This window comes from Embleya sp. NPDC020886 (genome assembly GCF_044333915.1).
Lineage (GTDB): Bacteria > Actinomycetota > Actinomycetes > Streptomycetales > Streptomycetaceae > Embleya.
Genome location: NZ_JBIRRX010000007.1, coordinates 82,849 through 105,189, shown reverse-complemented (window position 1 = coordinate 105,189; position 22,341 = coordinate 82,849). Strand labels below are relative to the sequence as shown.

Here is a 22,341-nt window from a genome sequence, read left to right as displayed (position 1 = left end):
CTATTGACCGCCCATCCGCGGGACGATCCGACAAGCCCCCCGATCCCGGGGGGAGGCTCTGCCCCCTGCACGGGGGGCGAGCGCCATGGACACACGCGGCGTGATCCGGTAGGGGCCGGCACGGGGTCCGGGCACGGTTGCCGCGTCCTGCGAACTGTCGCACCCCAACCGGGTCGCCGGCTACCCGTTCCGTCGGGGAATATTCCGGAATCGACCGATCCGTGCCGGCGTGCGTACAGCCACGGCTCGGCCGCCCGGTGGCGCCGCTCCTGCTCGACCCGCCGTCGGCCGGCCGACACCGCCTCCTCGTCGCCGATCCGGGCCCGCAGACCGCGCCGGTCGAGGTGCAGGGTCACGTGCCGGACGTCGAAGCCCCGCTCGGCCAGGAGATCCAGCGGTTCCGCGCACCGGCCCGCCGCACCGGCGTGATCGGGCGCCGCCGCACCCTCGGCGCTCAGTCCACGTCGAGCGCCGCCTCCTCGCCGAGCGCGGCCCGCAGCGCCACCGCCTGATCGCCGATGCAGGCCAGGAACGCGCTCACCGCCGGCGTCGGGGGCCGGTCCGCCATCAGCGTGGTGCCCACCGTGCGGCGTACCGACTCCAGGGGCACCGGCAGCACCGCGAGCCGCTCGTCGCCGGTGACCACGAGCTCGGGCAACGCGGCGATCATGTCGGTGGCCAGCAGCAGCGCCCGCACGGTCAGGATCGAGGTGCACTCGACCCGGTCGACCGGCAGCGGCAGCCCGCTGCGGGTGAACAACTGAGCCAACTCGCTGCGCAGCGCCGTCTGTTCGAGCGGCAGGATCCACGGGTGCGCGATCGTGTCGGCAAGCACGCGCGCACCGTCCAGGAGCGGGTGGCCGCGCCGCACCACCAGCCGGATCGGCTCGCGATACAACGCGGTCTGCCGAACCCGCCCGGCGTCCTCGGCCCGGCCGAGCCGGCCGACCACGACGTCGATCTCGCCGGCGAGCAGTTGCGGGTACAGCACGTCGTAGGTGGCCTCGCGGACGATCACGGTGATCCCGGGTCGGTCCCGCTTGAGCGCGGACACCGCGCGCGGCAGCAGCACGCTGGTGCCCGCGAGCAGCGTGCCGACGGTGACCGTACCGGTCTGGCCCTCGCGCAGGCTCGCGATGTGGTCGCCCGCCCGGCGCACCTCGGCCAGGATCACCCGGGCATGGGCGACCAGGGCGTTGCCGTAGAGCGTGGGCGTCATCCCGTGCGGGCCGCGCTCGAACAGCGGGACGCCGACCATGGTCTCCAGCTCGCGCAGGGTGCGGGTCGCGGCGGGCTGGGTCAGGTGCAGCGCCTCGGCCGCGCGGCTGACTCCCCCGTGTTCGGCGATCGCCGTGATCAGGGTCAGATGCCGGAACTTCAGGCGTCCGTCGAGCAGGTCCACGCAGGCTCCCGTACCGGTTCGGTGTTGCGTACCGGACGGGCACGCATACCTGTTTGGTGATGCAGTGGCGCCGGATCGGCATTGGATGGACATGCGCCGGCGCAGCCATCATGCACGTGGCGACAGCTTCTTGACGAGCCATCCGTCCGGTGCCGCAGGCACGGTGCCGGGTACGGGTGCCGGATCGAGTCCGCGCGCCGTCGTTGTTCGGTCCCGACGCCGATCCGTTCCGCGTGGCGGAGCGGGCCGGTCCGTCGACACCGCGGTCCTCGACCGACACCCGGGGACACCGGAGCATCCGGGGTCACCGGTCGGGTTTCTTCGCAGAAGGTCGGCTTCGCCTGCGAAGAGGTGACGAGGGCGGTTCGGCCGGCCATCACGGCGCGCTCCCCCCGCCGCACCGCCAGCGCACTTCCCCGTCATTGTCCCGTGTCGGAAGGTTCGTCAGATGCGCCGCACACCCACCCTCGGCAACAGAGCCGGTAGATCCGACGGCTCCCGCAGAGCCGACAGAGCCCGGAAATACGGCAGATCGGGTGCGATCGCGATGGCCGCCCTGGTGGCCGCCACCGGCAGCACCTACCTGGGCGACCCCGGCCGCACCGCCGCCGGCTCCACACCGCGCACCGCGACCGCCGCGGCTGCCGGGCAGGACCCGAACATCCCGTTCGTCTGCCAGGAGCGTCGACCGCAGCCGGCCGACCCGAACTCCTATGGCATGCAGCTCGACGGCTCGTTCCTGGCTCCCGCGTCCACCCCGCTCGACGAGGAGAACCCGCACCCCTTCCCGGGGCGCCGCGCCGACTACGACGGCCGGCAGTACGTGAAGAACATGAACGTCGAAGCCGCCTACGAGGGCTACGACTTCACGCCGGACTTCTTCCACACCTGGCAGAACATCGTCGACTTCGGCGGACGCCGGTACATGTTCCAGTACGACCGTTCCGAGGGCCGCGTCTACGACATCACCGACGTCAAGCACGTCACGGTGGTGGAGCGGATGTCCCGTGAGGACGTGGGCGGCGACGAGCTCAAGGCCAACGGCACCTGGGCGGCGGGCGATTACTGGGGTGCGTCCACGATCCAGTGGAACAAGCGGCTGAACGCCTACGTGATGGTGCAGTCCTTCGAGGACAAGCGGCAGATCAGCGAACTCACCGACGAGCCGGGCCACGACAAGTACGGCAACCCCGAGGGCGTGGCGAAGCTGCGCACCAAGCCCGGGCTCAAGGGCTTCAAGGTCTACCGCCTGGACGGCCCCCGGAAGGCCGATTGGCGGCTGATCTCGACCGTCAGCACCGACTCGACCCAGCCGAATCCGCTGAACAGCGACCCGACCAAGGCCCAGCAGGGCTCCGGTTCGCTGGACGTGCCGTACTGGGACGGCGGCAAGTACATGTTCATCGCCGTCGCGCCGAACGACACCTTCGCCAACACCGAGTACCCGACCAACCTGCACTCGGCCGGCTATCAGTCCTACGACATGTCCGACCCGGCCGCGCCCCGGCTCCTGGACACCTGGCATCTGCCCGGACAGGTCACCGGCGAGGACGACGCGTACGCGCGGAACCCGCGCTGCGGCAATCGCACGAGCTGGCTCGGTGCGCGCATGTCGCTGTTCGTGCCCAAGCCGGTCGAGCAGGGCGGTCGATACGGCTTCGCGGTGCAGGGCGGCCTGGGCATGACCGTCCTGGACATCTCGAACCCGGCGGACCTGCGTCAGGTGGGCCACGTGGACCTGCCGCCGTCGGTGGCGGGTACCGAGGGCGACAACATCGACGTGTCGCAGTACGAGAAGACCGGGATGATCTACCTCTCCGGCTATCCGCTGACCGAGGACTGCTACGAGCCGTACAAGCCGATCTACCAGATCGACGCGCGGGACGTGGCCAACCCCCGAATCGTCGGGCAACTGCCCCGTCCCACGCCGCCCAGGTCGGCCGGGGTCACCGACTACTGCCAGCGGCGGGGCAGCTTCGGCCCCAAGCGCACCGGCTACTACACCAATCCGGGCCGCCACGACGACGGCACGCTGGTGTACGGCTTCTACAACGCGGGCGCCCAGGTCTTCGACGTCAAGAATCCGGCCCGGCCGGAGATCGAGGCGTACTTCGTGCCCAAGGCGTTCGGCACCAAGACCCGGGACTGGCCGACCGAGGACGGCACGTTCCCGGAGTGGGCGATGGGCAACCAGACGCACGGCGTCTACGTCGAGTGGGACCGCAACGTCGTGTGGGTGCTGACCAACCACGGCATCTACGCGCTGTCGGCCAAGGACGTGCTCGGCAAGCCGAACCTGGGCAGGCCGAAGGAGCCGTTCCGCAACAGCCAATTCTGATCGGGATCGCGGCGCAAGACCGTGGCTCGACGTCCCGCTGGGGGCGTCGAGCCTCGGCGCGCCGGGTCAGGCGACCGGCTCGTCCTCGTCGTCCTCGTCGCAGACCGTGTCGAAGAAGCGGTCCAAGTGCTCTTCCGTGCGTGCGCGGAACACGATCATCGCGCCGTCGTAGCGGGCCAACAGGTCGGGGCCCGCGAACCAGCGCACCCGGTTCCCGGGCTCCTCGCACTCGGGATAGCCGGGGAACGGCAACTCGCGCGTCTCCGCCGGCAGTCGCTCGATCTCCTCGGGCGCGAACTCGATCGCCTCGACGAGTTCGTCGTCGAACAGCAGCACCTCGGACAGCACGATCTCCACCGCCGCGACCGACAATCGCGGCAACCAGGCCGACCAGCGCTCGGCGGCCGGCTCGGCCTCGTCGTAGGCCGCCAGCACCGCGGGATCGTCCCCGCCCGGCCGCACCCCCCACCACGCGACGCCCTGGTTCTCCTCGCGAAAGACCAGCACGCCGTCCTCGACGTAGAGCTTGTCCGGCGGCAACAGCACGTCGTGGTTGCTCGTCAGGTCCACCCGCCGACCCAGGAGTTCGTACAGCTCCCGCAGCGCGCTCGGCAATTCCACGCCCAGGCGCGCGGCGCTCGCGTCCAGCTCCGCCGGGTCGTACCCGTCGGCGGCCTCGATCGCCCCGCCCCGGTCGGCGGCGAACGCACGGATGAACGCCCAGGCCCCGGCCCGGTCCGCGAGCGCGGCGGGCAGTGCCGCGTGGATGTCGAAAGTCATGCCCGGACGCTACCGGGTGGCCCGGACGATTCCCGGGTCCCTATCGGGGCAACGGGGCGCGGCCCTTGCGCAGGTCCAGGAAGGCGACCACGAACGCGGCGAGCACGAAGCCCACCGAGACCGTCAGCCCGTGCCGCAGCGGCTCGGCCCAGTCCCGGCCCCGCTCGTCGGCGAGCTGGGAGAAGAAGACCGCGCCGACCGCCGCGATGCCCGTCGCCGAGCCGATCCGCTGTCCGGTCTGCAGCACCCCGGCCGCCGCACCGCCCTGCACGGGTGGCACCTCGGCCAGGGTCAGCGTCTGGTTGGGCGAGATCACCAGACCGCTGCCCAGCCCCGCACACAGCAGCGGCGCCACCAGCATCCAACCGACGTGGTGCCCCGGCACCTCGTACACCGCCAGAATCGAGCCGAGCAGACCGACCACGACCATCAGCAACCCGCCGGTCACCAGCGCGTGACCGAACCGGTTCACCAGGCGCCCGCCGATCGACGCGCCCAGCGCCGAGCCGAGCGCGAACGGGGTGATCGCCAGGCCCGCCAGCAGCGCGCTGTAGCCCAGGCCGGACTGGAAGTAGAGGGTGAAGACGAAGAAGATCGAGGTGAATCCGGCGAAGTAGAAGAGCATCACCAACAGGCCGAGCGTGTACGAGCGGACCTTGAACAGCGCCAGGTCGACCACCGGTTGGCGACCGCGCCGGCCCTGGTGGATCTCCCACAGCACGAAGGCGCCGAAGAAGATCGCCGCGATCGGCACCAACAGCCACTTGGCGGAGCCCTGCCACTGGCGTTCCTCGACCAGCGGCAACAACAGCAACACCACGCCGGAGCCGAGCAGGAGCACGCCGATCGGATCCAGATCGCGCAGGCACGCCCGGTTCGCGTGGTCGGGACCGGGCAACAACCGCCGGGCCAGCACGAAGGCGACGATGCCGATCGGGAGGTTGACGTAGAACACCCAGCGCCAGCCCTCGTCGGCACCGAACACCTTGATGATCAGGCCGCCGAGCAGCGGGCCGACGGCCGTGGAGATGCCGATCACCGTGCCGAACATGCCGAACGCACGGCCGCGTTCACGGCCGGAGAACATCTGCTGGATGAGCGCGGACACCTGCGGGGTGAGCAGGCCACCGGCGATGCCCTGGAGCAGGCGGGCCAGCACCAGCCACAGGGACGTCTGTGCCGCGCCGCACAGTGCGCTGGCCCCGGTGAACAGGGCCAGGCCGGTCATGAACATCATCCGGCGACCGCGCGCGTCGCCGATCCGGCCGGCCGGTACCAGGGCCAGCCCGAAGGTCAGCGCGTAGCCGGACAACACCCACTGGATGTCGCTGACGCTCGCGTCGAGGCCGGCGCGGATGGAGGGGAGCGCGACGTTGACGATCGACACGTCCAGCAGCGTGATGAACCCCGCGATCAGACAGACCGCGAGCGCCTGCCAGCGATGCGGATCGGGCTCCTCGCGCTCGGTCACCGGCCCACACCCCTCCTCCGGAGCCACCCCCGGCGGTGGCCATCCGAAGGACGGTGCCCACATTCGGTGCCGACAAGGCCGCCGCGCGGGTGACCCGGGCCGCTCACGCCCGCGCCGAGTGGGGGCTGGGGGGCGGGTCAGTACAGCAGGGTCACCGCCACGGGCAGGTGGTCGGATGCCGTCGACGGCGGCGAGTCGACGGCCGCGACCCGCAACCGGGCGTCCACCAAGACCTGGTCGATCTCCTTCTTCGGCTTGTCCGCCGGGTAGGTCCGGATCGGCCGGGCCCGGGCCAGCCCGTCCACGAGTCCCCGGCCGGTGAACGCCTTCAACTGCGGACTGTCGATCGTCGCGTTCATGTCCCCGAGTACCACCACCGGCGCCGAGGTGCCCAGGCGCACGGCGAACTCCGCGGCCCGCTCGGCCTGGGCCTGGGGCACCTTGTCGTCCACGTCCTGAAGGTGTGTGGACACCACCGCGACCGACCTGCCGGGCGCGGCCTCGATCACCACGCCGAGCGCCTGCGCACCGGTCGGCGCACCGCCGGCCGGCAACTCGATCGACTCCAGGTGCCGGATCGGCTTGCGGGTGAGCACCGCGTCGCCCCACTGCGGATCGGCGGCCGGCGCGAACCGGTACGGCAGGTCCAGCCGGCGGGCGAGCAGCGTCAGCACGTCGTGGCCGCCGTTGAGGAACCAGGCCCGGTCCACCTCGTTGAGCACCAGCACGTCCGGCTTCAGCGCCCGGATCGTGTCCGCCGTGCGGTCCGGATCGAACCGACCGTCCACGCCGTACCCCATCCGGATGTTGTACGTGACCACCCGCAACGTCCCGGCCGCCGCGTCCGACACCGGGGCCGACCCGGCGGCCGGGCGCAGCCCGAACGCGGCGAGCGCGATCACCACCGGAAACACCGTCGCCAGGGCCAGTGGCGCGTGCAGCCGCTCGGCCAGGGACGGCGGCGGCGGGACGTCCCACGGCCGATCCGGCTTCCGGCCGCCGGCGGCACCGGGCGTGGGCGCGGCGGGAGCTCCCGGCCGATTGCCCGCGCGACCGGGCGCGGGCTTGGCCCCGGGACGCGTGCCGGGCCGCCGGCCGGGCCGTTGCGCACCCTGACCGGCTCGGGCCCGGCCGCCCAGGGGCACATCGGAGCGGACTCCCCCGTGCCCGCCGCTGTGCGCGACCGTGCGGCCGCGGGCACGCGCGGGAGCGGGCGCGGCCTCGGGCTCGGCCGGGGCGGGCGCGCGCCGATCGCGCAGCGCCGCGAGGCCGGCCGGCACCGCGAGCGCGAGCACGCCCAGGAGCAACACCCGGCCGCGAGCCAACACGTCGATCTCGATGTCGTAGCGGGCGTAGTGCAGGAAGGTCAGCACGAAGAAGCCGACCATGCTCCAGGCCGGCGCCCAACGCACGGCCGGTCGCACCCGCCCGGCGGCGTCGCCCAGGACCAGGCCCAGGCCGAGCACGCCGAGGGCCTGCCAAGCTGCCGCGCCGGCCGGTGCCAGGCCGACGATCCCCTCGTGCGCGCTCGTCTCCAGGTAGCCCGCGCCGACCACACCCGCCACCAGGAAGGCCAGGCCGAGCGGCCACACCCACCGGCCGCGCAGCCGGGACACCGGCACCGCGAGTGCCCAGGCGCCGACCAGCACCGGCACGCCCCAGCGCGGTTCGCCGGCCGCCGCGTGCGCGACACCGACATTGCCGAACAACACGCCGGTGAGGAACAACGCCGGTCCCAGCACGGCCCACAGGATCGGCTGCGCCACGGGCCGCGCCGGCGCCGGTATCCACACCTGCGCGGCCACGAACAACACGGCGAGCGTGCCCAGGACGGCCCAGCCGCGCCAGACCTCCAGCCACATCGGGTCCAGCGTGCCGAGCCCCGCGTGCAGCGCCACCGCCACCGCCAGGCCGGCCACGACCCCGACGCCCGCCTCCCAGCCGGTGTGCGCCACCGCGATCAGCCAACACAGTCCGGCGACCAGTGCCAGGCAGGCCAGGTAGAGCTGCGCGTCGCCGCCGTCGGTGAACTGGAGCCACAACCGCGACATCACCATCGCCACCCCGGCCAGGACCGCGACCGGCCGCCCACCGACCCGCCGACACAGCGGCACCACGGCGAACGCGACCGCGAACCAGGCGAGCGCGAACAGGCCCAGTTGTTCGGCGGGCGTGGCCCCGGCGTCCCCGTAGACGGTGATCAGCGAGGGCAACCACACCCGCAGGATGTCGACCAGAAAGACGATCCCCAGAGCGATCACGATCACAGGCACGCGCAACCCCCGTCTCGATGGCGGGGTCAGCATAGAGCGACGAAACGCCGTTGGGCAGACCACTTCTGACGATCGATCGGCGGGCGGCGGGGCGCCCGGGCGTCAGGTGCGCGCGGGGACCGCCCGCGCGAGGGTGGTCAACGCGGCGATGATGCCGTCGCGTACCCGCGGGTCGGCGATCAGGCCGTCCGGGCCCACCGCGTCGCGGGCCACGCCCACGCGGACGCAGGCCGCGTCCACGACGTCGGCTCCGGTGTAGCCGAGCACGATGCGCAGCGACTCGTGTGCCTTGGTCGCGCCGCCCGGGTTGGTGGAGGCGTTGATCCAGGCGACCGGCTTCTCGCTGGTCTCCACGCCGCCGACGGTCCAGTCGAGCAGGTTCTTGAACGACCCGGGCAGCGCGCCGGCGTATTCGGGCGTGGAGAACAACACCGCGTCGGCCGCCTCGATCGCGGCGCGCAACTCCACCACGGCCGGCGGCAGCGGCTCGCGGTCCGCGTCCGGATCGAAGTGCGGCAGGCGGGCGAGGCCGTCGAACACGACCGCGTGCACGCCGGCCGGCGCGACCTCCCGGGCGGTGCGCACCAGCGCGGAGTTGGTGGACTGCGCCCGAAGGGATCCACTGATCAAAAGCACCCGGCGAAGGACTGTCATGGCCGGTCAACGTAGCACTGCGGGCGTATTACCCTCGCCTCATGAACACGCCGGTCGAGAAGGTCGCCGAGGCGCTGCGCGCGCTCGATGCCACGGGAGAGATCCGGGAATTCGCCGAGACGGTGCCGACCGCGGCGGCCGCCGCCGAGGTGCTGGGCTGCAAAGTGGGCGCGATCGCCAACAGCCTGGTGTTCTCCGCCGACGGCCAACCGCTGCTGGTGATCACCAGCGGAGCGCACCGGGTCGACACCCGGGTGGTCTCCCGCCTCCTGGGCATCCGCAAGCTGCGCCGTGCCGACCCGGCCTTCGTGTTCTCCGCGACCGGCCAGGAGGTGGGCGGGGTGGCCCCGGTCGGCCATCCGCATCGCATCCGAACCCTGGTCGACACCTGGTTGGCCGAGCACGACGTGGTCTGGGCCGGCGCCGGCGACCACAACCACATGTACCCGACCACCTACGCGGAACTGTTGCGGATGACGGATGGCCGGGCCGCGGACGTGGAGGTGTAGCCGGTCAGCGGCCGGTCCATTCCGGCGCCCGCTTGGCCAGGAACGCGGCGACGCCCTCCTTCATGTCCTCGGACGCGACGATCGCGGCGAATCCCGTCGCGGTGCCGGCCCAGCCCGCCTCGTCGTCGGCGGCGACCACGTGTTCGACCGCCGCGAGGCTCGCGCGCACCGCGACGGGGCCGTTGGCACAGATGCGCTCGGCCAGTTCGACCGCGCCCGCCAGCGCCTGCCCCGGCTCGGTCAACCGATTGACCACGCCCACCTGATACAGCCGCTCGGCGGGCAGCGGATCGCCGACCAGCAACATTTCCCGGGCCAGGTTCAGCGGCAGGGCCCGCGGTGCCCGGAACGTCCCGCCGCAGATCGCCATCAGGCCCCGCTTGACCTCGGGCAGCCCGAAGCGCGCCGCCGCGGAGGCCACCACCAGGTCGCACGCGAGCACGATCTCGAAGCCGCCGCCCAGCGCGAAGCCTTCCACGGCGGCGATCAGCGGCTTGGTCCGCTGCCGCCGGATCACGCCGTACTCGCCGCCGCGCTCGCCCTTGGGGCTCAAGCCGGCCGCCAGGTCGGTACCCGCCGAGAACACCGTCGAGGTGCCGGTCAACACCCCGACCCACAACTCGGGATCGTCCTCCAGCAGGTCGAGGGCGGCCTCGATCCCGTCGGCGACCCGCTGATCGATGGCGTTGCGCTTGGCCTCGCGGTCGATCGCGACGACCAGCACCCGTCCGCGCCGCTCGGTGGTCACCGTCATGCCGGGCTCCTTCGTGGTCGATCCGGTTCGGCCGATCTCCGGCCCGCGGACGTTCCCCGACTCGCGGACGATCTTCGGCCTTCGGATGATCTCTAGCCCAGGTCGCTCACGCTCGCAAGGGTGATCACGTCGGCCGGCGGACGATGGTCTCCCAGTGCGCCCAGCGCCCCGGCGGCGGGTCGCGGCGCTCGGTGTGTTCCGCGCGCAGCGGCAGGACCGGCTCGAAGTCGGCCAGCAGCAACTCCAGTTCGAGTCGTCCGAAGTAGTGCACGGTGAGGCCGGCCTTGAAGCCGGCCAGGTAGCGGAAGGTGCGACCGCCGTCCTCGTCGGTGTCCAACGTCTCGTGCGCCTCGACCGCCTCGGTGTCGGCGGAGGCGGTGCGCAGCGCGAACAGGCCGCCGGGCGCGACCCGGGCGAGCGAACCGCGCAGCAGCGCCCGCGCGGCGGCCCGGGTGCCGTGCTGGTGCACCTGGATGCCGATCACCAGGTCGTAGCGTCGACCGGCCGGCAAATCCTCCTGGGTGCCGTGGACGAGCGTCGACTCCGGTGCCCGCGCCGCGAGTTGGTCCAACGCGGTGCGGGAGGGGTCGACCCCGATCAGGTCGAGGCCGGCGCGGGTCAACGGAATCAGGTTGCGTCCGTTGCCGCAGCCGATCTCGACGCCGGAGGTGCCCGGCGAGGCGACCGCCAGGATGCGGTCCACGAACGGATCGGGCCCGATGTCCGCGTACATCCCGTCCGCGTAGGCGTTGTCCCAGTAGTCCACGGCGATGTGATGGGGGTCCATGCCGTCGAGCCTGACAGGTTCGGCCCGACCGTCGGCCGCTTCGGCCCGGCGAGTCGGCGGCGACAAACCGGCCACGTTCGCGACGATCGAGCGGTTGTGCGATCTCCGCGAAGGGTCGTTCGTCGAAACCGCTTTCGAACGCACCCGCCTCCGCGGACCCCTTCGCGCCCGACCATCGCAGCGTCGCCGAGGCCGCCGCACATGGTTCGGGATCAGGCCAGCTCGCCGATGAATCGGCCCAGTTGGGTCAGGTTGCGGCACTCGATCATGGAGATCCGCCGGCCGTACACACCGGCGATCGAGTCGCCGGTGTCCCAGTCCCGTTCCGGCTCGGGGTTGAGCCACCACGCGTGCCGGGCCGGCGTCACCATCGCCGCGAGCGCCGCCAGGGCCGGGTCCTGATAGTTGTTCCGCGCGTCGCCCAGGATCAGCAGCGAGGACTTCGGGCCGATCACGTCGCCGTAGCGCTGCACGAAGACGTTGAACGCGTGTCCGTAGTCGCTGTGTCCGCTCAGCCGCACCAGATTCGCCTCGGCGGTCAGTCGGCGCATCGCCTCGGTGACGTCGCCGCCCGGCTTCTCGAAGAACCGGGTCACCTCGTCCACCGTGTCGATGAACGCGAACGCCCGTACCCGGGCGAACTGTTCGCGCAGCGCATAGGCGAGCATCAGGGTGAAGTGGGCGAACGAGGAGACCGACTCGCTGGCATCACACAGGACCACCAGCTCGGGTTTGTGCGGCCGGCGCGGGCGGTGATGGGTGGTCAGGGGCACCCCGCCGGTGGACAACGACGCGCGCACCGTGCGGCGAAAGTCCAGCCGGCCGTGCCGGCCCGCGCGTTGCCGGATCGTCAGCCGGGTGGCCAGCCGCTGTGCGAGCGGTTGGATCTCCCGGCGCAGCGCGATCAGGTCGGTGCGGCTCGCGCGCAGGATGTCCAGGTTCTCCACGGCCGGCTTGACCGCGGTCTCGGCGACCCGCTCGACGCCGCGCTCCTCGGCGAGCCGGCGGCGTACGTCGGCCAGCACGTGCTCGTTCAGCCGGTCCACCCGGGCCTGGATCATCCGCCGCGCGTTGCGTTCGGCCACCCCGCCCGGGAGTTGCCCGCCCAGGACCGCGCGCAGCAGGCCGGCCATCAGCGTCCTGGGGTCGAGCGCCCGACCGACCAGGTGCGCGGACCACGAGGCGCCCGAGGGCCCGTCGAACGCGCCGAACCGCCCGACCGCCTCGCGGGCCAGTCGGCGCAGCGCGATGTCGTCCTCGCCGAGCAGGAGTTCGCGCAGCCGGTCGCGGAATTCCTCGGCGTCCGCGGTGGTCCCGCCTTCGGCCGCGCCGCCCGGCTGCTCGTCGGTCGGGTCCGCCGCATCGGCCTCGGTCTCGGCCGCCGGTCCCACCGGAAACCACAGCTCGAACAGCGTGTCGAAGACCGCCCGGTGGGTGTGCCGCTTGCACAGCGACGCCGCGTAGGCGGCCCGCAGCGTCTCCCGGTCCGCGAGGTCGAGCACGGTCAACGCGCGGGCGGCGTCGAGTCCTTCGGCGAGCGACACCGGCAACCCGCCGTGTCGCAGCGCCCGGACGAAGCCGGTGTGTCGATCCAGGAGGGACATCGGCGATCAGCCGCCGATGCCGGGCAGGCCGAGTTCCTTCACGGCCCGCGTGTGGTCGGAGGCGTGCTTGAGCACGACGCCGAGCGTGCTCGCGATGGTCTCCTCGTCCAACTCGTCGGCGGACAGCGCGATCAACGTCCGGGCCCAGTCCAGGGTCTCGGCGATCGAGGGCGCCTTCTTGAGCTCCAGGGCCCGCAACGACGCGACGGTGCGCACCACCTGCTCGGCGAGTTGCGCGCGGATCCCGGGCACCCGGGTGAGCACGATGTCCCGCTCGCGCTCGGGCGTCGGGTAGTCGATGTACAGGTAGAGGCACCGCCGCTTGAGCGCCTCGCTCAGCTCGCGGGTCGCGTTCGAGGTGAGCACCACGAACGGGCGCCGCGAGGCGGTGATCGTGCCCAACTCGGGGATGGTGACCTGGAAATCGGAGAGCACTTCGAGCAGCAGCCCCTCGACCTCGACGTCCGCCTTGTCCGTCTCGTCGATCAGCAGCACGGTCGGCTCGTCCCGGCGGATCGCGGTGAGCAGCGGCCGGGCCAGCAGGAACTCCTCGGCGAAGATCCCGGCCCGCGCCTCGTCCCACCCGTCCACACCCGCCTGGATCCGCAGCAGTTGCTTGCGGTAGTCCCACTCGTACAGCGCGCGCGACTCGTCCAGACCCTCGTAGCACTGCAGGCGGATCAGTTCGGCGGACGCGGCCGAGGCGACCGCCTTGGCCAGCTCGGTCTTGCCGACCCCCGCCGGGCCCTCGATCAGCAGTGGTTTGCCCAGCGCGTCGGCCAGGAACACGGCGGTGGCGATGCCGGGGTCGGTCAGGTAGTCGACGGCGCCGAGTCGGGTACGGGCGTCCTCGGGCGAGGCGAACATCGTCATGGTGGTGCACTCCTCGCGGGGCGATCTGCGGCCGGCCGGTGCGCCGGGTCCACGCCGGCTGCCCCTCAAGCTAGCAAGCGGCCCGGCGCCCGGGCGGGGCGGTGTGGCCGGGCCGGGGCAATCACCGGCCCGCGTAACTGATTGACCGTCACATGACCGATTCTTGACGCCGATCGGCCGATGCGTAGGGAGATCCCCGCTCCCTTTCCGGCCCCGGGTTCCTAGCATCGAGACATGGATGTCGCGATGGGTTTGGTCATCGGGATCGTGGTCGCCGCGTTGATCGTCGTGGCCAAGGGCGCACGGGTGGTACAGCAGTACGAGCGTGGGGTGGTGTTCCGGCTCGGCCGGGTCCGGCCGAGGGTGCGTCAGCCCGGATTCCACGTGATCGTTCCGTTCTTCGACAGGATGCGGAAGGTCAACGTCCAGATCATCACCATGCCGATCCCGGCCCAGGAGGGCATCACCCGGGACAACGTGACGGTGCGGGTGGACGCGGTGGTCTACTTCCGCGTGCACGACCCCTCACGGGCCATCGTCGAGGTGCAGAACCACGTGTTCGCGATCGAGCAGGTGGCGCTGACCTCGCTGCGCTCGATCATCGGCAAGAGCGATCTGGACGATCTGCTGTCCAATCGGGAGGAACTGCACCGGGGCCTGGCCCTGATGATCGACAGCCCGGCGGTGGGCTGGGGTGTCGAGATCGACCGGGTCGAACTCAAGGACGTGCAACTGCCCGAGTCGATGAAGCGCTCGATGTCGCGTCAGGCGGAGGCGGAACGAGAGCGTCGGTCCCGGATCATCACCGCCGACGGTGAGTTCCAGGCGTCCAAGAAGCTCGCCGCGGCGGCCGACGAGATGTCCAACTCGCCCGCCGCGCTGCAACTGCGTCTGCTCCAGACGGTGGTCGAGGTGGCGGCGGAGAAGAACTCGACGCTGGTGATGCCGTTCCCGGTCGAGATGTTGCGGTTCTTCGAGAACTTCCCGGCCGGCGCCGCCGGGAAGGCCGGCCCCACCGGGCAGGCACCGGCCGATCCCGGCGGCGTCGAGCCGCTCGGCTCCGGCGCCGACGCCCTCCCGCTGCCGCCGGTCGTCCCGGCCACACCGCCGCTTCCCCCCATGCCCGCGGTCCCGCCGGTGCCGACCGCGCCGCCGCTGGTAAAACCCCGGCAAGATGAGGGGCTTCCACCATCCGGCGACCGGTAGAGCGCTGCTAGCTTCCCGAACGTGGCGACCTTTGTGATGCATGGCACGCGAGTTCTCGCGGTGGGCATGAGCGGAGAGGCGGTCAAGGCCCGTAACGGGACGATGATCGCCTATGACGGACGCATGTCCTTCAAACGACTGTCCGGTGGGGGTGAGGGGCTGCGCGGCATGGTGACCCGCCGGCTCACCGGTGAGGGCATGACCCTCATGGAGGTGAGCGGTGAGGGGACCTGCTGGTTCGCCGATCGGGCCACCGAGATCAACCTCGTGCAATTGACCGGCGAGACCCTGCACGTCGAGTCGAGCAACCTGCTCGCCGTGGACCAGAGTCTGCGCACCGGCACCGAGTTCACCGGCCTGAGCGGCGCGACCAGCGGCCAGGGCCTGTTCACCACGACCGTGTCCGGTCAGGGCACGGTCGCGGTCACCTCCGACGGGCCGGCCATCGTGCTGCGGGTGTCGCAGAGCGAACCGCTGTCGGTGGACCCGGGGGCGTATGTCGCGCACACCGGTCAACTCCGCAAGGAGTTCGTCAAGGACGTCAACTGGCGCACCTTCATCGGCGAAGGCTCGGGCGAGAGCGTGCAGTTGCGCTTCCAGGGCGACGGGCTGGTCTACGTACAGCCCACCGAGCGGCAGACCATCGGGGGCCAGACGTGACGTTCGACCAGGTCAACTCCAAGATGATCGAGGCCACCGTGCGCCCGGGGCAGACGTTGTACTGCCTGCGCGGCGCGATGCTGGCCTACCGGGGCGAGGTGTCCTTCACCCCGACCAGCACCGGCGCGCAGGGCGTCGGCGGGATGATCGGGCGGCGGCTCGCGGGCGAGTCGGTGCCGCTGATGAAGGCCGAGGGCGACGGCACGGTGATGTTCGGCCACGCCGGCCGACACGTGCACCTGATCCAGATCACCGGCGACACGCTGCACGTCGAGGCGGACCGGCTGCTCGTGTTCGAGGACTCCTTGCAGCAGGGCACCATGTTCATGGGCTCGCAGGGTGGCGTTCGCGGGATGATCCGCGGTCAGGTGACCGGCCAGGGGCTGTTCACCACGACGCTGACCGGTCACGGCTGGTGCGGGGTGCTCGCGCACGGCGGCGTGATCGAGCTGCCGGTCCAGCCGGGTCGCTCGATCCACGTCGACCCGCAGGCGTATGTGGCCCATCGGGGGCAGATCGAGAACCGAATCGGGGCCAACGTCGGTTGGCGCGACGTGATCGGGCGCGGTTCCGGCGAGGCGTTCCAGTTGGAACTGTCCGGTACCGGCACGGTCTACGTCCAGGCGAGCGAGGAGAAGTTGTGAGCGGTCTCGGTGCCGGCCCGGCCGTGTTCGACGCACGCACACTGCCGCAGGACGACAACGTCAATCCGTACACCTTCTGTGTGGCCCTCGACGGCGAGTGGTTCGTGCAGAAGGGCAAGATGATCGCCTACTACGGGCGGATCAAGTTCGAGGCACTGGGCGTGGGCGCGCTCGACCGGCTGGTCACCGCGAACTTCAACTCCCCGCTGTACATCCAGGACTGGATCGTCGCGCAGGGCAAGGGGCAGTTGCTGCTCGCCGACCGCGGCTTCGACATCAATTCGTACGACCTGGAACTGGGCAACCTGACCATCCGGGCCGCCAACCTGCTCGCCTTCCAGCCCGGCCTGGACCTGAAGCAGTCGATCGTGCCCGGATTCGTCACGCTGATCGGCACCGGCAAGTTCGTCGCCGCCTCCAACGGCGCGGTGCACTTCGTCGAGCCGCCGATCCGGGTGGACCCCGAGGCGCTGCTCGGCTGGGCGGACTGCCCGACGCCGTGCCACCACTTCGACACCAAGTACATGCGTGGTGCGCTGGGCATGGCGCGTCGACTGACCGGGCTGGGCGGCGCGTCCGGCGAGGAGCACCAGTACGACTTCGTCGGGGCGGGCACCGTGCTGATGCAGTCCTCGGAAATCTCGATCGACCCGAACCTGATCCCGGCCCAGACCACGGCGGCCAACCCGCCGCCCCCCGGGCAGCAGGGCATCCCGGGCATTCCCGGGCTGCCGAACATCCCGGGGCGGTTGGGCCGACTCCTGCAATGAGATCGGCGCGGCGGGAACCGACACCGGGGCCGCGCCGTTGACCGGGAGAGGCCCTTCACTGGGGACGGTGGAGGGCCTCGCCAGTGCTTCGGTCGGGTGTGTGGGATCGGTTGGACGCGGCGGGCGGTGCGCTCAGAGTTGCTCGGCCAGGTCGCTGTCCGCCGTCACCTCGCGCAGGAGCTGGACCAGCACACCGACCCCCTCGTGCTCCTGGTCGGCCCGCCAGAACGCGGTCACCGCGACATCCGGCGCCCCGGTCAGCGGCACTTGGACGACGCCGCGGACCGGGCGCTGCCGGGCCCATCCGCGCGGCGACAGGCCCACCCCCTGGCGGTCCACCACGCGCGCGATCACATCGTCCACGCTGCCGTACGCCTCGACGATCTCGGTCGCGCCCGAGCGCCGCAGCGCTTCGGTGACGCGGGTGTACAGCCTGGGGTGCGGTTGGCGCGGCCACACCACGATCGGCTCGCCACAGCCGACCAGCTCGGTCAGGCTCACCGACAGCCGGCCGGCGAGCACGTGTTCCTGCGGGAGCAGCGCGACGAACGCGAAGGTGCCGACCCGGGCGGACTCGAAGCCCGGGCCCAGGTCCGGCAGCCAGCCCAGCCCCGCGTCCAGGACGCCCTCGCGCACATCGGCCACCTGGCGGGCCGTCGGCTCGCTGGTCCACTGCACGCGCAGCGCCGGGTGGCGGATGTGCAGCGCGGAGATGGCCGCCGACACGAGCGAGGGGCCCAGGCCCGAGGTATACCCCACGCGCACCTGACCGGCGTCCCAGGTGGCCCGCCGACGCACCTCGGCGCACGCGTCGTCGAGCACCCGCAGCGACTCGTCGAGCCGACTGCGGAACACCTCGCCGAGCGGCGTGAGCGCCACCGGCAGCGAGGATCGGTCCACCAGCCGGGCCCCGAGCTGCTGCTCCAGACGACGCACCGCCTTGCTGACCATCGGTTGGGACAGATACAGCCGAGCCGCGGCGCGGCCGAAGTGCCGTTCCTCGGCGACGGCCAGGAAACATCTCAGGTCACGCAGTTCCATGGAAACCCACCTATGCCGTGTCGGCATAACGTTAGCAACAACAGGGGCTTGGCTGACGACCCGTCAGCGGGTTTCCTGGGTAGCGCAGGGTCCACGCGTCGCAAGCGGGGCCACCGCCGCCACCGAGGCCCATCGCACGTGCTACAAGGAGCAGGCCATGACGCTTGAGATCCCGCGCATCATCTCCGTGGACGACCACGTGGTCGAGCCGCCGGACCTGTGGACCTCGCGACTGCCCGCCAAGTACAAGGACCGCGGCCCGCGCGTGGTGCGCGACAAGGCGAAGTTCAACTTCATCGGCGGCGTGTTCTCCTACGAGCGCGGCGTCGAGGACGGCGAGTGGTGCGACTGGTGGCTGTACGACGACCTGGTCTACCCGTTCCCCAAGCTCTCGGCCGCGGTCGGCTTCGACACGCTGGACGTGACGCCGGTCACCTTCGACGACATCCGGCCGGGCGCGTGGATCCAGTCCGAGCGGCTCAAGGACATGGACGCCAACCACGTCGACGCGTCGCTGTGCTTCCCGAACATCCTGCCGCGGTTCTGTGGCCAGGCGTTCTACGAGCGTGAGGACAAGGAACTCGCACTGCTGTGCGTGCGGGCCTACAACGACTGGATGATCGACGAGTGGTGCGCGGGCGACGGCAAGGGCCGCCTGCTGCCGATGACGATCATCCCGCTGTGGGACGCGCACCTGGCCGCCGCGGAGGTGCGTCGGTGCGCGGCGAAGGGGTCGTTCGCGGTCGCCTTCTCGGAGAACCCGGTCCCGCTGGGCCTGCCGTCGGTGCACTCCAAGGACCGCTTCTGGGACCCGTTCTTCCAGGCGTGCGAGGAGACGAACACCATCGTCTGCATGCACATCGGGTCGTCCTCGAAGATGCCGTCCACGTCGCCGGACGCGCCCTTCATCGTCTCCTCGGTGCTGACCTTCCAGAACGCCATGGGCTCGATGGTCGACTACATCTTCTCCGGCGTGTTCGACCGCTTCCCGAAGATGAAGATCGCCTACGCCGAGGGCCAGGTCGGCTGGATGCCGTACGTGATGGAGCGCGCGGACAAGCTGTGGGAGGAGCGCGACGACAACGCGTTCGGCTCGTCGCTGACCCAAAAGCCCAGCTCGTACATCCAGGACCGGATCTACGGCTGCATCTTCGACGACGAGATCGGGCTGCGCAACCGCGACGTGATCGGCATCGACCAGATCTGCTTCGAGGTCGACTACCCGCACGCGGACTCGACCTTCCCGAACACGCACAAGGTCGCCCTCGACATCGCCACGAAGGCGGGTCTGACCCAGGCCGAGTGCGACAAGCTGTTCCGCACGAACGCGATCAAGGCGTTCGGACTGGAGCGGTTCGGGATCACCAAGTAACCGAGCATTCCCGGCAGTTCCGGCAGTCCCGGTGATGCCGGCGAACCCCCGCCGCCCCGCACCCCACTCCCCCGGGTGCGGGGCGGCGGTTCACGTTCGGCATGGGGCGGGTCGGACCCTCGGGTGGCCGGGCACGGGGTTGAGCACTCGACCCCGCGGCCCCCGGAATCGCGGGATACCCGGCCCCCGAGGAGCTCGACCGGTTGCTCGCACCGCACTTCGGCGATTCACCGGACGCCGCGGTGGTGGCCGCCCGGCTGCTTCCGACGTTCCGCGGCACCCCGGTCGAACTCCTCGCCACGGCAACGGCCGCCGCCTGAACCGGAGTCGGCGGCGGCCGGGGCCGAAAGCGGCGCGGCAGGGCTACTTGCGGATGCCGCTCATGTCTGCGTTGCCGGCGGCCTTGTCGACCAAGTCCGGGATCACTGCCGCGAGTTCGTCGGGGGTCCAGCGGGATTCCTTGGTGACGGTGGGGCCGTTGGACCAGCCTTCGGCGACGCTGATCGAGGTGCCGGTGACCGAGAAGACGCGGCCGGTGACGGCGGCCGAGGCGGGGCTGCCGAGCCAGACCACGAGTGGGGAGATGTGCTCGGGGGCGAGTTGTTCGGCGATCTTCGCGGCGGCGGCCTCGTCGGCGAAGCCGGCCAGATCCTCGGTCAGCCGGGTCAGCGCGGTGGGGGCGATCGCGTTGACGGTGACGCCGTAGCGGCCGAGTTCCTGCGCCGCGATGATGGTGAAGCCCGCGATGCCGGCCTTGGCCGCGCCGTAGTTGGTCTGGCCGACGTTGCCGAAGATGCCGGACGGCGAGCTGGTGTTGATGATCCGGGCGTCGACCTGCTCGCCCGCCTTGGCCAGGCCGCGCCAGTAGGCCGCCGCGTGGTGCGCGGGGGCGAACGTGCCCTTGAGGTGGACCTTGATCACCGCGTCCCACTCGGCCTCGGACATGTTGGTCAACATCCGGTCGCGCAGGATGCCCGCGTTGTTGACCAGGACGTCGAGCCGGCCGAACGCCTCGATCGCCTGCCCGATCAGCGCCTCGGCGCCGGCGAAGTCGGAGATGTCGGAGGTGTTGGCCACCGCCTCGCCGCCCGCCGCGACGATCTCCGCCACCACGGCCTCGGCCGGACCCGCCGACGCGCCGGTGCCGTCCCGCGCGCCGCCGAGGTCGTTCACCACGACCTTGGCGCCCTCGGCCGCGAACGCCAGTGCGTGCGCCCGGCCGATGCCGTTGCCCGCACCCGTCACGATGACGACGCGTCCCTCGCAGATCCCGCTCATGTGGCCCCTCCGAATGCTGGTCAATCGTTTCCGACGTTCGCTACGGAGGTCACAGTATGTGGAGACGGTTGGCGCGTACATCCTTTGTGGGCGACGCCATCGGCTCGGCGCCGGACGTAGGAATGGCCCCCGTTCTCCTGGGAGACCGGGGGCCATTCGGGTCGGATGGGGACTAGGCGCGGTTACGACCACGCGCGCGGTAGACGAACATCAGGATCACGCCGAGACCGATGGCGAGCGCACTGCCACCGAGCAACATCGCGGCGCTGCCCGTCATGCCGCTGTGGGCGAGCTGCGATCCGCCGGATCCGCCGATGCCACCACCGTGGCCACCACCGTTACCGCCGTGGCCGTGGCCGCCCGAGCCGCCGTGCGGCTTGTTGTGCGCACCGGAGGGCACTGCGGATTGGCTGGTGGAGGGCGAGGCCGAGGCCGAGCCGGACGGGGACGCCGAGGGCGATGCCGACGGCGAGGCCGACGGAGACGCGGACGGCGAAGCCGACGGGGACGCCGACGGACTGGCGGACGGCGAAGCCGATGGGCTGGCACTCGGGCTGGCCGAGGGCGACGCCGACGGGCTCGCGCTCGGGCTGGCCGAGGGCGACGCCGACGGGGACGCCGACGGGGACGCCGACGGCGAAGCGGACGGAGACGCCGACGGGGACGCCGAGGGCGAGGCCGACGGAGACATCGACGGACTGGCCGAAGGCGACGCCGACGAAGACGTGGACGGCGAAGCCGACGTCGACCCGCCGCAGTCCGGCAGGTCACCATCGAACGGGTACCGATGGAACTCGGACCCGGACGTCGACTGGTGCACCAGCGAACCGGCCGTGAAGAAGCGCCCGTTCATACCCGGCACCGAAACGGTCGTCGTGCTCGCCGCGTTGCCCACCAGCAAACTGCCCTGGAACTGCGCACTGCCCTTGATGGTCACCGACGTGGCATCCGGGAAGTTCCACAGCAGGTGCTCGCGCAGCCCGGTGGGGATGTTCGCGTTGCCGATGAAGGTACTGATCACCCGGGTCGGCCCGGTCAGGTTGACCAGGACCGTGGCGCCCGCGGGGATCCCGACGAACGAGATGCCCTGGTCCCCGCCGCCGATCGGATTGGCGATGTCGAAGTCGACGTTGAACACCTGGAGCGGCGACGTACCGTCTCCGGTGAACAACGTCTCGAAGCCCACGTTCGTGGCGGTGCCGGTGGCCGCGCGCGGCCTGCCGTCCGGGAACGCGTAGCAGCTCGACGCGTCGGTCAACTGGGGACGCAGACCGGCGTACGGAGCCGCCGCCGACCCGTCCTTGACCGCCGTCGGGGTCACGGTGCCGGTGAGGGTGCCCGCGTAGCGCACCACACCGCTGACGGTGCCCTCCTCGGCGATCACGCTCTGGCCGTTCGCGATCGTGAGGTTGCCGCCGACGGTGAGGAAGTCCGTACCGTTGTCCGGGGGCACGCGGGTGCCGACACCCACGATGCCCACGTTGTAGATGCTGGATCCCGAGGTCTTGTTCATGTCGAAATTGCCGAGGGCGACCAACTTGCCCTCGGCCTCCGCGGCGGATCCGCCGACGGACCAGTTGCCGCCGACGAACATGTTGATGCCGTTGTCGCGACCCGCGATCGGGCCGTTGTTGGGTTCGAGGTTCGTGGCCGGGCAGTCGCCGGGGATGCAGGGGCCGAGACCGCCGGGCAGCGGCTTGGCGAAGCCCATGACAGCGAACACGCAGACGAGGATGACACCGCCGAGGGTGACGACTCCGGACAGCGCGAGGCCCGTCGCGCGGATCCGGGCGTTCGGTTTCCTGTGCATTTCCGAAGAATCGGACATAAATCTACAAATTAGGACAAGGCGCGCGGAGGCTTCCCTCGAATGCCCCTGCCGACCCGGCGTGTCGTTCGTCGTCAACCGAGATGCGTACGGGCCG

General features: G+C 71.1%; 20 protein-coding genes. 8 read left to right on the top strand and 12 right to left on the bottom strand.

Features of this window, described 5'->3' with window-relative positions; genetic code table 11:
• The first annotated feature begins 221 nt into the window (after positions 1-221).
• Positions 222-512, top strand: a complete 291-nt coding sequence (locus tag ACH4U8_RS24550; protein WP_395780190.1) for a hypothetical protein — start codon at positions 222-224, stop codon at positions 510-512.
• On the opposite strand, the gene ACH4U8_RS24545 is transcribed toward ACH4U8_RS24550, so the two are convergent.
• A complete protein-coding gene (locus ACH4U8_RS24545) occupies positions 455-1,402 on the bottom strand; it encodes a LysR substrate-binding domain-containing protein (protein ID WP_395780188.1) in 948 nt (315 codons plus the stop codon). The genes ACH4U8_RS24550 and ACH4U8_RS24545 overlap by 58 nt on opposite strands.
• Positions 1,403-1,949: 547 nt before the next feature.
• On the opposite strand from ACH4U8_RS24545, the gene ACH4U8_RS24540 reads away from it, so the two are divergent.
• Positions 1,950-3,740, top strand: a complete 1,791-nt coding sequence (locus ACH4U8_RS24540; protein ID WP_395780186.1) for a hypothetical protein — start codon at positions 1,950-1,952, stop codon at positions 3,738-3,740.
• Positions 3,741-3,806: 66 nt separating this feature from the next.
• Here the strand turns inward: ACH4U8_RS24540 and ACH4U8_RS24535 are convergent, their stop codons facing one another.
• From ACH4U8_RS24535 to ACH4U8_RS24520, 4 genes are all read right to left on the bottom strand, one after another.
• Positions 3,807-4,520, bottom strand: coding sequence for an SMI1/KNR4 family protein (locus ACH4U8_RS24535; RefSeq protein WP_360314858.1), 714 nt, complete (start codon positions 4,518-4,520; stop codon positions 3,807-3,809).
• A gap of 40 nt (positions 4,521-4,560) precedes the next feature.
• A complete protein-coding gene (locus tag ACH4U8_RS24530; RefSeq protein WP_360314856.1) occupies positions 4,561-5,991 on the bottom strand; it encodes an MFS transporter in 1,431 nt (476 codons plus the stop codon).
• A 137-nt stretch (positions 5,992-6,128) separates the two neighbouring features.
• On the bottom strand, positions 6,129-8,264 hold the full coding sequence (locus ACH4U8_RS24525) for an endonuclease/exonuclease/phosphatase family protein (RefSeq protein WP_395780184.1): 2,136 nt from the start codon (positions 8,262-8,264) through the stop codon (positions 6,129-6,131).
• A gap of 102 nt (positions 8,265-8,366) precedes the next feature.
• Positions 8,367-8,918, bottom strand: coding sequence for an NADPH-dependent FMN reductase (locus ACH4U8_RS24520; protein ID WP_360314852.1), 552 nt, complete (start codon positions 8,916-8,918; stop codon positions 8,367-8,369).
• Between the two features lie 41 nt (positions 8,919-8,959).
• Here ACH4U8_RS24520 and ACH4U8_RS24515 point away from each other — a divergent pair, with 41 nt between their 5' ends.
• Complete coding sequence (locus ACH4U8_RS24515) at positions 8,960-9,427, top strand: YbaK/EbsC family protein (RefSeq protein ID WP_360314850.1); 468 nt, start codon at positions 8,960-8,962, stop codon at positions 9,425-9,427.
• Between the two features lie 4 nt (positions 9,428-9,431).
• Here the strand turns inward: ACH4U8_RS24515 and ACH4U8_RS24510 are convergent, their stop codons facing one another.
• From ACH4U8_RS24510 to ACH4U8_RS24495, 4 genes are all read right to left on the bottom strand, one after another.
• Complete coding sequence (locus tag ACH4U8_RS24510; RefSeq protein ID WP_379989883.1) at positions 9,432-10,181, bottom strand: enoyl-CoA hydratase-related protein; 750 nt, start codon at positions 10,179-10,181, stop codon at positions 9,432-9,434.
• Between the two features lie 124 nt (positions 10,182-10,305).
• The gene (locus ACH4U8_RS24505; RefSeq protein ID WP_360314847.1) at positions 10,306-10,968 is read right to left on the bottom strand and encodes a class I SAM-dependent methyltransferase; all 663 of its coding nucleotides are present in this window, start codon (positions 10,966-10,968) and stop codon (positions 10,306-10,308) included.
• Between the two features lie 212 nt (positions 10,969-11,180).
• A complete protein-coding gene (locus tag ACH4U8_RS24500; protein WP_360314845.1) occupies positions 11,181-12,572 on the bottom strand; it encodes a VWA domain-containing protein in 1,392 nt (463 codons plus the stop codon).
• A 6-nt stretch (positions 12,573-12,578) separates the two neighbouring features.
• Positions 12,579-13,439 carry an AAA family ATPase gene (locus ACH4U8_RS24495; RefSeq protein ID WP_379989887.1) on the bottom strand — a complete coding sequence of 287 codons (861 nt, stop codon included), beginning with the start codon at positions 13,437-13,439 and terminating at the stop codon, positions 12,579-12,581.
• 240 nt (positions 13,440-13,679) lie between these two features.
• Here ACH4U8_RS24495 and ACH4U8_RS24490 point away from each other — a divergent pair, with 240 nt between their 5' ends.
• Genes ACH4U8_RS24490 through ACH4U8_RS24475 form a run of 4 tightly spaced genes read left to right on the top strand, consistent with a single transcriptional unit; the run spans position 13,680 to position 16,725 of the window.
• The gene (locus ACH4U8_RS24490) at positions 13,680-14,651 is read left to right on the top strand and encodes an SPFH domain-containing protein (RefSeq protein WP_360314841.1); all 972 of its coding nucleotides are present in this window, start codon (positions 13,680-13,682) and stop codon (positions 14,649-14,651) included.
• A gap of 36 nt (positions 14,652-14,687) precedes the next feature.
• The gene (locus tag ACH4U8_RS24485; RefSeq protein ID WP_379989888.1) at positions 14,688-15,311 is read left to right on the top strand and encodes an AIM24 family protein; all 624 of its coding nucleotides are present in this window, start codon (positions 14,688-14,690) and stop codon (positions 15,309-15,311) included.
• A 23-nt stretch (positions 15,312-15,334) separates the two neighbouring features.
• Positions 15,335-15,955 carry an AIM24 family protein gene (locus ACH4U8_RS24480; RefSeq protein ID WP_379989889.1) on the top strand — a complete coding sequence of 207 codons (621 nt, stop codon included), beginning with the start codon at positions 15,335-15,337 and terminating at the stop codon, positions 15,953-15,955.
• On the top strand, positions 15,952-16,725 hold the full coding sequence (locus ACH4U8_RS24475) for an AIM24 family protein (RefSeq protein WP_360314835.1): 774 nt from the start codon (positions 15,952-15,954) through the stop codon (positions 16,723-16,725). Before ACH4U8_RS24480 ends, ACH4U8_RS24475 begins: the two co-directional genes overlap by 4 nt.
• 132 nt (positions 16,726-16,857) lie before the next feature.
• On the opposite strand, the gene ACH4U8_RS24470 is transcribed toward ACH4U8_RS24475, so the two are convergent.
• Positions 16,858-17,766, bottom strand: coding sequence for a LysR family transcriptional regulator (locus tag ACH4U8_RS24470; protein ID WP_360314833.1), 909 nt, complete (start codon positions 17,764-17,766; stop codon positions 16,858-16,860).
• Between the two features lie 157 nt (positions 17,767-17,923).
• Between ACH4U8_RS24470 and ACH4U8_RS24465 the strand changes: the two genes are divergently transcribed.
• The gene (locus ACH4U8_RS24465; protein ID WP_360314831.1) at positions 17,924-19,138 is read left to right on the top strand and encodes an amidohydrolase family protein; all 1,215 of its coding nucleotides are present in this window, start codon (positions 17,924-17,926) and stop codon (positions 19,136-19,138) included.
• Between the two features lie 363 nt (positions 19,139-19,501).
• Here the strand turns inward: ACH4U8_RS24465 and ACH4U8_RS24460 are convergent, their stop codons facing one another.
• Together ACH4U8_RS24460 and ACH4U8_RS24455 are read right to left on the bottom strand one after the other, a co-directional pair.
• Entirely contained in the window at positions 19,502-20,416 is a 915-nt protein-coding gene (locus ACH4U8_RS24460; protein ID WP_395780182.1) for an SDR family oxidoreductase, read from the bottom strand.
• A gap of 172 nt (positions 20,417-20,588) precedes the next feature.
• Positions 20,589-22,322, bottom strand: a complete 1,734-nt coding sequence (locus ACH4U8_RS24455) for a choice-of-anchor A family protein (protein WP_395780180.1) — start codon at positions 22,320-22,322, stop codon at positions 20,589-20,591.
• Positions 22,323-22,341: the final 19 nt, after the last annotated feature.